The sequence below is a fragment of the Vibrio sp. 10N.261.55.A7 genome, from assembly GCF_002877365.1.
Lineage (GTDB): Bacteria > Pseudomonadota > Gammaproteobacteria > Enterobacterales > Vibrionaceae > Vibrio.
In genome coordinates this window covers 1-12,467 of record NZ_MCWZ01000016.1, presented here as the reverse complement: position 1 = coordinate 12,467, position 12,467 = coordinate 1, and the positions used below count along the sequence as shown (strand labels likewise).

Sequence of the window (12,467 nt, the reverse complement as noted above, 5' to 3'; positions counted from 1 at the left end):
AATGATTTGGCCGTTCAGCTGCGTGAAGATCCAGCAGACTCTGGGCAGTATGTCGGTTTCACCAAAGACGGCAATGACCCAGAAACGCAAATATTCACCCTGACCTTTGATAATTACGGTAACGCCACGAGCTCCGATAAAGGGCGTTACACTTTCACGTTATTTGAGGCGCTGGATCACGCCGATGGTCAACAAAACAACACGCTCAGCTTTGACTTACCTGTGTACGCGATTGATACGGACACGAGCAGTTCAGAAATGACACCGCTGATGGTCATGATTGAAGACGATCTTCAATCCATGCGTAACGACAGCCTAACCATCACAGAACCAAGCCTTGATGACATAAACGGAGCCATTGCACCAAGCACTGGCACCGTGAATGTATTTGAATCCCCAAGTGCGGATGGGGCTATCATCACCCAGTTCAGCTACGATGGTGGCGACGCGGTGGCACTTAACCCTAACATCACCACAGAGCAAGCGTTTACCGTTGATGAAGGTACGCTGTATCTCACCATTGCTGGTGATGTCCGCTTTGAGCCAAATCGAGATCTTGACCATTCAGATGGCAATGGCGGCTTTGCAAACATCGTTAAAACACTGGTGGCGACATCAAGTGATGGGGATAAAGATGTCGAGGCTTCTCGCGTGACCATCACCATTACCGATGGCGATGATCCGGTCATCAATACTGTGCCAAGTGTTAGTTTGTCAGAGACGAATCTAAGTGACGGTTCAAACCCAACGGTCGATCCCGTTAGCATGTCCGCGTCTATCGTCTACACGGAAGGCAGCGATGACATCAGCTACTTTGAGATTGCAACCGATGAATTCAATACGGGCGGAACGCTGACCTCGAATGATTTGGCCGTTCAGTTGCGTGAAGACCCAGCAGATTCAGGGCAGTATGTCGGTTTTACCAAAGACGGCAATGACCCAGAAACGCAAATCTTCACCTTGACCTTTGATAATTACGGTAACGCGACGAGCACCGACAAAGGGCGTTACACCTTCACGTTATTAGAGGCGCTGGATCACGAAGACGGTCAGAAAAATAACAGCCTCAGCTTCAACTTACCTGTGTACGCGATAGATACGGACACAAGCAGCTCAGTGATGAAACCCTTGATGGTCACGATTGAAGACGATCTTCAATCGATGCGTAACGACAGCCTAACCATCACAGAACCAAGCCTTGATGACATAAACGGAGCCATTGCACCAAGCACAGGCACCGTCAATGTGTTTGAAGTACAGAGCGCCGATGGGGCGACAGTGACAAAGTACAGTTACGACGGCAATGATGTCGTTGGCTTTGATCCAACACTCACTGGAGAGCAATCCTTTGATGTGGACGAAGGCACGCTGTACCTGAATATCAATGGTGATGTTCGCTTTGAGCCAAACCGAGATCTTGACCATTCAGATGGTAATGGCGGCTTTGCAAACATCGTCAAAACACTGGTGGCGACATCGAGCGATGGGGATAAAGATGTCGAGGCTTCTCGCGTGACCATCACCATTAGCGATGGCGATGAGCCGACCATAAATACTGTGCCAGGCGTGAGTTTGTCAGAAACGAATCTCAGCGACGGATCAGACCCAACGGTCGACCCCGTTAGTACCTCTGCGTCTATCGTCTACACCGAAGGCAGCGATGACATCAGCTACTTTGAGGTTGCGGTTGCTGAATTCAATACGGGCGGAACGCTGACTTCGAATGATTTGGCCGTTCAGCTGCGTGAAGATCCAGCAGATTCTGGGCGATATGTCGGTTTCACCAAAGACGGCAATGACTCCGAAACGCAAATCTTCACCCTGACCTTTGATAATTACGGTAACGCCGCAAGCAGCGACAAAGGCCGCTATACCTTCACGTTATTAGAGGCGTTGGATCACGCCGATGGTCAGCAAAATAATACCCTCAGCTTCAACTTGCCTGTGTACGCGATAGATACGGACACAAGCAGCTCAGTGATGAAGCCGTTGTTGGTCACGATTGAAGATGACGCTCAATTGATGACAAACGGCAGCCTAACCATCACCGAGCCAAGCCTTGCGGACTATAACCTTGCAGGCACTAACGGAGCCACTGCGCCGAGTACTGGCACCGTCAATGTGTTTGAAGCACAGAGCGCCGATGGGGCGACAGTGACAAAGTACAGTTACGACGGCAATGATGTCGTTGGCTTCGATCCTACACTCACTGGCGAGCAATCCTTTGATGTGGACGAAGGCACGCTGTACCTGAATATCAACGGTGATGTTCGCTTTGAGCCAAACCGAGATCTTGACCATTCAGATGGCAACGGTGGCGTTGCAAACATCGTCAAAACACTGGTGGCGACATCGAGCGATGGGGATAAAGACGTCGAGGCTTCTCGTGTGACCATCACCATTAGTGATGGCGATGAGCCGATCATCAATACTGTGCCAAGCGTGAGTTTGTCTGAAACGAATCTCAGCGACGGCTCAGACCCAACCATCGCACCTGTCAGTACTTCTGCATCGATTGATTACACCGAAGGCAGCGATGATATTAGCTACTTTGAGATTGCCGTTGCTGAATTCAATGCGGGCGGAACGCTGACCTCCAATGATTTGGCGGTTCAGCTGCGTGAAGACCCAGCAGACTCAGGGCAGTATGTCGGTTTCACCAAAGACGGCAATGAACCAGAAACGCAAATCTTCACTCTGAGTTTTGATAATTACGGTAACGCGACGAGCACCGACAAAGGCCGCTATACCTTCACGTTATTAGAGGCGCTGGATCATGCCGATGGTCAGCAAAACAATACACTCAGCTTTAACTTGCCTATGTACGCGATAGATACGGATACAAGCAGCTCTGAGATGAAACCACTGAAAGTGAGTATTGTCGACGATGTACCTGTTATCGAAGGCATCACTGATACCAGCGACGTTGACGTATTGGAAGATGGACTCAGCTTAGGCTCTCCTCAAGCATCCGGTCAGTTTGTCACGGAAGAAGGCGCCGATGGTGTCGTTTCCTATGAACTGCAAAATACATCAGACACCGCTAGTGGCTTATTCTCTGGTGGTGAGCCCATTGTCATCTCTCAGACTACGGGTACGGCGACGACCAACAACTATCAGGGTGTTGCGAATGGCGTGGTCATTTTTACTTTATCACTCACCAGTGAAGGGGCTTATACCTTTACGCTGTTGGAATCGATGGACCACCTTAATGATACCGATAATTTATCGATCCCCTTTGATGTTGTCGCGAAAGACGCGGACGGAGATTATTCTGAGGGCATTGACCTCGAGATAGACGTTTCTGACGATAAGCCTTCATTTATCGGTACTGGCACAACGGGTGAGACACAGGTTGATGAAGATGACTTGGTTGATATTGGCTCAGATCAAACGGAGGATACCAGCATATCGGGCTTCTTTACGATTGATGAAGGTGCCGATGGAGTGGTGGAGTACGAGCTTGTTGATGCGGATGAAACGCTTGATGGACTCACCAGTAACGGTGAGGCGCTTACGTGGGACACCCCAACACAAACAGGCACATCCTTTAGCTACACGGCGAAAACAGAGTCAGGAACACCTGTCTTCACCATAACCTTTGATACTTCTGACAACAGTTACGAGTTTGAGTTGTTAAGCAACCTTGATCATTCTGTCGCGAATAACGAGGTCAATGACACGCCAGACACCTTACAGATTGACTTTTCTATTGTTGCGACTGACTTTGACCAAGACAGCACCGACAAAATCACTTTGCCTATCACGATTGTGGATGATGTCCCTTTAGCCAGCGAACAAAGTATAAGCCGTGTTGAAGGACAAGGTTTTGGTGGCAGCAAAGTCATCATGTTTGACGCCGCTACCGATGAAGGTGCAGACACCGCCTCGCTCACCAAGATTGAAGGGACAACAGAGGATAGTGCAACGATAGTCTTTGGCGGTCAAAGAGGCGTTTTCACCGAGTTTGTTGATCTGCGAGAAGGTCGCCAGAATATCCGTGTCTACGAGCAAACAGACAATGACTCAGGCGGGCAGGATACACGTCAACTCGGGGTTTTGAGAATCAACTCTAACGGTGAAGTGGAGTTTCGAGCGAACAGCAATCTTGAGCATGATGGGGATGAAATAAACTTCACGATCAATGTAACGGCCAAAGATGGCGACTTAGATACGTCGGTCGCGCCATTGGACATTTCGATCAGTGATAAAGAGTCGCGCCCTATCTCTCTGAAAGTGGTCACGTTTGAAGATGCTGGCCGTGATGATTCCATCACTTACGCCGATGGAGACGCACCTGAGCTTGAGAAAACACAAGACAACCAAGATAACTTAGCCGACAGCCCTGCGAAGGTATCGCTTCAGGTCAATTTATTTGATGCTGATAACAAAGAAGAAATCGGCTCTCTCACCATTAAAGATGGCAACCATAGAGGTACTTTCTATTTCTTAGAGGATGGGGAATACCACAAGCTGGAACCCGATCCTACCACTGGAAACATCGTCTTTGGTGGCGATTCCCTGCAGCAGACTCCGACTCAAATTGGTGCGAATACCATTGCGACGATTGATAACCTGTATTTTGTCCCTGACCGTCATTATTCATCGGGTAGTGGTGGCGTAAGAATCGATTATCAGTTAGAGATTAATAACAATGAGGTGCCTGACCACACCATTGATTCCAACTTTAGAATTGAAATAAAAAGCGTGGCGGATATTGCTGATTGGAACGACGATCGCAGCACGTATTACTATGAAGTTGAAGAAGATGACAGCAATGTTCGTCTCCAATTAAGGGCTGAAACCCAAGACACCAGTCGCCCGGAAACCATCACTTACGAACTCAAAGTGACGCAAGGAGAAGGGGAGTTTGAGCTTCTGGATCGTAATGGCAATCCTATTGATCCAGTTGATGGCGTATATATCATTGAATCTCGCGACATCAATCGAATTGAAGTCAACCCAATTGATAATTTCTCTGGACAGATTCGATTCGAGGCGACGGCAATAACAGAAGAGCGTTCCAATGCGTATAACGATGGAGTGAACGACAAATCAGAAGCTCGTTCACCATCACAAGAGTTAATTATAGATGTCACCCCAAGTGCTGACGCGGGCTCTTTCCGCGTGCAACGTGCGCAAATTAACGAAGACAACATCGCTGATCCAGATTATGTCGGCAGCGAACCTAACTACAACGAATTCACTTTAGATGAAGTGATCACCATGAATCCGTCATTGGATACGGATGGATCTGAAGTGTTGTTTGTGCGTATTTCAGAGGTTACAGAAGATGCCAAGCTAGAGTGGATTGGCGCGGGTGATAGCCAGATTGTTGAGGTTGAAATCGATGGTGTGACCTACCTTGAGATTCCTTATCTTGAGTTATCCAACGTGGATGTTGTTCCTGAAAAACACAGTAATAAAGACTTTTCGTTCAGTGTGACTGGCGTGGTCAAAGACAGTGCGACTTTGTCAGACGGAACGGTTCATGTCCATGAACAAGACCTAGGTACGAAAACGGTCAATGTAGAGGTCAAAGGGGTCGCAGATATTCCAATTGGCGCAACGATTGGTTCCCATTGGGAAGGGTTTGTTGATGGTGATGTTCGAGGCGTTCAAACCAGTATTCTCGAAAGTCACGATGGCAACAATTATGCCGAGCTTGATTTCTCGGTTATCTCTGGCGAACGGCTCAACAAGCCGTTTGATAGTTCAGAGTCGATCACTGTGCTTCTATCAAATATACCAGAAGGGGTCGTGATAGAAGACAGCGACGGTACGCAAGTCGATATTAATTTCATTGGTTATGACGATAACCATCAGCCGATTTACGAAGCGAACATTTCTGGATTCAATGCAAACTCAGGGATATTGATTCGCCCAATCGACTCTTCGACAGAAAACATTCATATCAAGGCGACGGTCATTGTTACCGAGAATGATGGGCACGTGATCAGCTTTGATCAGGAAGTGAGGGTGAATGTTGCGCCTGTCATCGACACGACATTGGATTACGATAGCAAATCCGTCGGGAATGAAGATCAGCCCATCAACATCGATTGGCATCCACAACGTGATGATTACTTTGATGAAGATGAACATTTCCTAGCGATCACGATCGAAAACATTCCGAAAGATGCAGAGGTCATTGTCAATAATGCCCTAGTGGCATGGGAAGTGGTTGATTCTGATGATGGCTTAACTCAGGTGTTAACCATCAAACCGGATGGAATGACACCTGAAGCGTTTACCGAGGCATCGCTTAAAGGCAACTTTATTCAGATCACTCCGCCGAAAGATTCCAGTGCAGACTTTACTCTGAATACGAAAGTTGACATTGAAGAGCGCGATCATGAATACACCAGTGATGACATTATTGGTGAAGGTGGTCGTGTTACCGCAACGTTGACTGGGGAAGTGAAGGTTGTGGTGCGTGCTATCGTTGAGGTTGATGACAGTGATAGCGATACGCCTAGCAATTACCTTGGCGTGACAGACGAAGATGGAATCGCAGAATATTCAACGATTTATGCTGATGATAATGGCGTGATTCGATTCACCACCAACAGCGACAACCAGTCATTGGATGACGACAATAACGAAGCGTGGGATGGCGAGTATGTCATTCGATACAACGAAACCGATGCGTCTTCAGATGAAGTGATCAGTGATGTCATCATCGAGCTCATGCACAGCAATGGCACGCCACTCAGCGCTGCGGTTGTGAGTCAACTGCTGGTGACTGGCGCGGCCTACGAAGGGGATGGACGTTGGATCATCACCGATGAAGCCGCCTTTAGTGTGAGCGCCCCGAACGGTCTAACACTCCCGCCAGACGATGCTGGTGAAGAGAACAATCTCAACGACATCAAGATGGTGATTGAAACTTTAGTCATTGATGAAGGCGAAGACACGAATGAACGTTCGCCTGAAGCTGAACGATCTGGCTCTGTTTCGCTCGTGTTTCCTGAATCGGTTGTTTCTGGGGATGAGAAAGCGGCCGACATTGAGATTACTGAAAACAGTGTTGTGACGGCAACAGAAGACAAGGTTGTTAATTTGGGTGAGCAGCTAGACGCCATCATCACATTAACAGCACCTACTGGCGATACTTCTGCAGATGAAGTCACCATCGTCATTGATGACTCAGTCATGATTGGCTCAAAAGAATATCCTATTTCGCTCTCGGGTGCGGAGGTCGACTTTATTAATGGCCAGTTCGTATTCCAAACGAACATTTCTGACAGTGGCGTTGTTGAATCTTTTACTGGCCTTAACTTAACGCTGCCTAACGACTATTCAGGGGATTTCAGACTACCCATTAAGGTGATCACTAAAGACACCACGTCTGGCGACACCAATGTTGCTGAAGGAAATGTGGTGGTGAAAGTGGATCCGATTGCCGATGTGAATGGCAATAATCCAGGCATTACACTTGAAGTACTGGGCTCTTTGGATGACGACATGGTTCCCATGGACCTTGATGGTGATGAGAATAATGAGCCAGATACTGTGGGTTATGAAGATAGCTACATTCAACTCGATTTTGGTTATCAGCTTGCCGATACCGTGTCAGGTATTGAAGGCGGTCAGGAATCACTTTCCAGTATTACCTTGACGGTAGAAGGTGACGTAGGCGCATTCTATGACAGTAATGGCGATATTATCGGGCCAGAATTAACGTTCGACCAAAGCGATATCGCAGCTGGCGCGTTGGATAACGTGCTGTTTAGAGCTAAAGAGAACTACCCAGGTGCTGATGACAAAAATGAAGTGACCATCAATGTTTCGGGAACCGTTGTTGATAAAGCGACGTTTAACGAGTTCGACCCCGATACATTTGCAGAGCATACCGATACGTTTGAAACCAAAGTCAGCTTTGAGGTTGTGCCTGTACTTGATGGTGTCAATGTCGTTGGTCTTGAGGATGGAGAAACGGCAATTGAAGTGACAACGCTGGAAGACACGGCGGTTTCGCTTGGGGCGCTTTCTCCTGTGACCATTTCGTTGACTGATCTCGATGGGTCGGAGTCGTTTGTGTCGATGAAGTTTGTCGATGTGCCCGATGGGTTCTTGCTCACGGCCGACTCTGGTTACGCCGTGAAAAACAATGGCGATGGCGTTTGGAGTGTGAATATACCTTCCGATGCCGGAAGTACGCTTGATCTCGGCGCCATATCCATCCTTCCACCGAAAAACTTCAGTGGTAGCGCTGACTTTGGTATTGTGGTGTTTACTCAAGAGTCCTTGCTTGCAGAGCCAACCGCGGTTGAAGGTTTACCCACGTTTGTGCTGAATGTGACGCCTGTTGGGGATGAGGTAGACATTGATGCAACCGATGCTATTTCTGGCTTAGAAGGGATGAACATTGATATTGATATCGATGCGTCGATCATTGATAGAACGGAGGTTGTCACTGGGCAAGGCAGCTACATAGAAAACCGCGCTGAAGTCATCAGAGTGGAAGTGACTGGCGTTCCGCAAGATGCCACAATCTTGTACCCAAATGGCACCACCCCGGCGACTTACGATGCCGCTACCGATACCTGGACGCTGGATGTACTGGCGCAGAACCTGGATAAAATTGTCTTTAATTCAGGCCAGCATAATAGTGACGATGGCAATGCACTGGGTATTGATGCACCACTGACTATCACGGTTCAATCAGTAGATAAAGATGCGGATGACAATGAATATTTAGGCCCACCGCGCAGCTTTGATGTGGCTTTAACTATTGATGCGGTGAACGACCAACCCACGTTTGTTAACGTGAGCGATCTTGAAACGAAAGAAGACAACGCCGTTGCCATTAACACCTTCACGATCGCGGATGTTGATGCCACCTTTGATGATCCAAATGCAGAGTACACACTGGTGCTTAGTGTTGATAAAGGTGAATTAATATTTGTTGATTCTGAGAGTGTTGATTTCTCGCTTGATAGCGATGGTAATCTCACCATGATTGGTACTGTGGATGAAATCAATGAAGCGTTAAGTGCTGATCAAGTGAGCTTCAAACCCGATTTAGATAGTAATGACGGAAACGCTTCAGGCCCTGTGACGGTGACAGCATTGGTCAGTGACGGCGGAAATAATGGCCTCATTGATGAAAATGATGTGGCGACGTCGTCGACCAATCAAACCACTTTCCAAATTAGTGTCACCGATGTGAACGATCAACCTGAAGCGTCTAATCTTGATTATGGTGTGATTCTCGAAGAGGGGCAGGTCATCATCTATAAGCAAGACCTTATCAACGCAACTAATGATAAGGAAGGCGATGCGATTACAGTCACGAGTGTATCCATTGCTGAAGGGCAGGGGGATTTAGTCCCAAGTGACGATGGCACTTACTGGACGTTTACTGCCGCTGACGAGTTTAACGGGAACGTTAAGATAAGCTACACCGTTGAAGATAATGGCACAAGCAATGGCGATCCTGACCCTCTGCAAGACTCGGCTGAAGTCAGTTTTGTTGTTGAGGGCGTGAATGATACGCCAGTGATTGACGGGGGCCATGTCACTCATGTGGTCGATGAAGCTAGCGATCAATTGATCAGCGGTATTAACATCAGTGACCCTGATTATGTTGGCGACTATGCTGACGAATTAATGACCGTCAACCTTACGGTGAATAGCGGGTCTTTATCGGTCAATGTTCCGGTTGGCTCGTCGATTTCTGTCACAGGGCAAGGAACGAGTAGCATCGCGCTAATTGGTACCTTAGCCGAGCTTAACGCTGTCATTGATACGCCAGCAGCGCCCAATGGTGTTTATATTGATGCCGCTGATATAGACCTAAGTAATATTGAGCTTATCGTTGTGGCGACAGACAGCGGTTTCCCGTCTGGTAGCGTCATTACTACTGAACCGATGCGGTATGAGATTCAGGTGACACCCGTGGCCGACGCACCTACGTTGACGGTTGACCCAGCCTTGAATTACATCAAAAACATCACCGCAAGTGAAACGGCGAGTGCCAATGGCATTGTGATTGTCGGGCTATTGGCCGCGTTAACCGATAACCGAGAAACGTTGACGTTGAAAATTACGGGGTTGCATGACGGTGCCAAACTGACGAGCGAAGCCGGTGATGTTGACGACTCAACGGGCGATTGGATTGTCACTGAAGAACAATTGGCTACGCTAAAAATTGAAGATTCCCCAGCCGGTGACTATCAAATCTCTGTGACCGCGGTATCTACTGAGTCAAACAGTGATGTTGCGCTTTCTAACCCAGTGGTACTCAACCTTAAAGTCATTGCGGATACGAGTATTATCGATGCCAGTGATAAGGATGACGATCAGCTTGTGTTAGGAGATGGTGACGATAGCCAAATTCTTTCAGGCATTGGAAACGATCGATTGGAAGGAGGCAGCGGTCACAATGAACTACAAGGTGGAGACGGCAACGATACCTTGCTCGGTGGCGATGGTAATGATGTGATTGATGGCGGTGCTGGTTACGATGTTCTTACCGGTGGAGCGGGAATGGATACGTTTGTGTGGCATGACATTGATAATGGCGCTGTCGACAAAATCACGGATTTCCATGTCGATGAAGGAGACAAGATCGATCTTCGAGAAGTGCTTCCTGAACTTCGCATGGAAGATGTGAATATGGATACGTTGTTAGGCCATGTTGAAGCTTCAATCGATGGGAATAATATCGAGCTGCATATCCACCCGAATGGTGAAGGGGCTGAAGATCAGACTATTTTAGTTGAAGATTTGGTTCCACAGCTGACTCTTGGTGGATCTGAGTCCAATGATATTTTGACGGCGTTGATAGACCAGCAGATCATCATCCACGAAATATAAGAAAGTGCGGCCTTAGTTGTTAAGGCCGCTTTTTTATCGGTGTCATTGTCTTTTATTCCTCTAAGCTTTATTCCTTGGATCTTAATACCTCGGAGTTTCACTGTTCAGAGCTTTATTATTCAGATTTGTTCTCTTTTGACCTCATTGTTGCTTGCGTTACTTATAGGTTCTAACGCGCAATGTTTGCCCCCTTCGTTGAGCCAATCTTCAAGCAAGCGTATTGCTGAGCGGACTTTTAATGAGTGCGGCTGTATTCGTTTATCTTGTGTTATTACTCGCTTACGAGTTTCAAATGTCTAAGGCTCTTGTATAGTGATAGCCTTACTTACGTCTCAATTAACCTCTTACTAATTTAGAGGACAACGGCAACATTGATTTACGAGTTATTTCATGTGTTGTGAAAGGAAACTAGAAATGAACCATATCCATTTACTGCTTGATGATGAGGCAAGAGAGATTGCTGCTGAACTATTAGACCGATTAGTGGGCGCAGGTGGGCTTGAAGAGACTGATGGTTGGCTAAAAATGAACGCACGCTTAGCCGCGGATATAGACGCACTGCTCATTGAACAAGGGTATGTGGGCGGTGTGAGTTGGTACAGTGAGTCGGATTTTATTGAGAAAGAGATACGTTATTCTTAGTAGACTCAGGTTTTTAACGCGGTGTTTGGTTTTTGGTACATTAAGGTGTTTTAAACTATTAAAGCAAGCTATTGATTAAAAGGAGTTAAATTTGAACAAGGTTGTTATCGTTACCGGTGCAAGCAGGGGAATTGGCGCCGCTACCGCGAAATTGTTAGCTCAAAATGGTTACGCAGTTTGTGTCAATTATCTCAAAAGTGAACAACTGGCTGAACAGGTTGTTGCTGAAATACAGCAACACGGTGGAAAAGCCATGTCGTATCAGGCTGATGTGTCAGATGAATTGGCGGTTAATAGCATGTTTGATGCCGTCAATAGAGAATTGGGCACAGTGACGCATTTGGTGAACAATGCGGGCATCCTGTTCACTCAATCCGTCTTAAGTGATGTGAGCCTAGAACGCTTTCAAAAAGTCATGAACGCCAATGTAATGAGTTGTTTTTTATGTTGTAAAGCGTTCATAAAACAGGCGCAAGGCGAGGGAGCTATTGTGAACGTTTCCTCTGCGGCTTCGAGAACAGGGGCCCCTTTTGAGTATGTGGATTATGCCGCTTCCAAAGGCGCGATGGATTCACTTACTAAGGGACTATCGTTAGAGCTTGCGGCAACAGGTATTCGAGTGAATGGCGTTCGCCCAGGTTGTATTTACACCGAGATGCACGCTGATGGTGGCGAGCCTAATAGGGTGGATAGGCTTGCGCCGAGTCTACCGATGCAAAGGGGCGGGACGGCAGAGGAAGTGGCGCAATCGATCGCTTGGCTACTGTCGGGTGATGCATCATTTGTGACGGGTTCTTTTATCGATATTGCTGGTGGTCGATAACGTATTAGCGATAAGTAACCACTTATAGAAATGGATTTAAGAAGGTTGGCATTTGCCAACCTTTTTGGTTCTGTTTTCACTTTCTTTTAAAGCGAGCAAGCTTACTTTTTGACCTAACGTACAGGTGTTACACCGAACTGATTATATGTACAGGGTTTTGGGGCGTTGTTGATCAAAT

Annotated in this window: 3 protein-coding genes; all 3 read left to right on the top strand. The window is 47.2% G+C overall.

Annotated features, from left to right (window positions below; genetic code table 11):
- Positions 1-6 precede the first annotated feature (6 nt).
- Positions 7-10,824, top strand: a complete 10,818-nt coding sequence (locus BCU12_RS01820; RefSeq protein ID WP_133153795.1) for a cadherin-like domain-containing protein — start codon at positions 7-9, stop codon at positions 10,822-10,824.
- Between the two features lie 414 nt (positions 10,825-11,238).
- The gene (locus BCU12_RS01815; RefSeq protein WP_102402695.1) at positions 11,239-11,466 is read left to right on the top strand and encodes a hypothetical protein; all 228 of its coding nucleotides are present in this window, start codon (positions 11,239-11,241) and stop codon (positions 11,464-11,466) included.
- A gap of 91 nt (positions 11,467-11,557) precedes the next feature.
- Positions 11,558-12,289 carry an SDR family oxidoreductase gene (locus tag BCU12_RS01810; protein WP_102402694.1) on the top strand — a complete coding sequence of 244 codons (732 nt, stop codon included), beginning with the start codon at positions 11,558-11,560 and terminating at the stop codon, positions 12,287-12,289.
- Positions 12,290-12,467: the final 178 nt, after the last annotated feature.

Excerpts from the sequence above, each read along its gene's own strand:
- BCU12_RS01815 (WP_102402695.1), top strand. The coding sequence starts at position 11,239 with ATGAACCATATCCATTTACTGCTTGATGATGAGGCAAGAGAGATTGCT.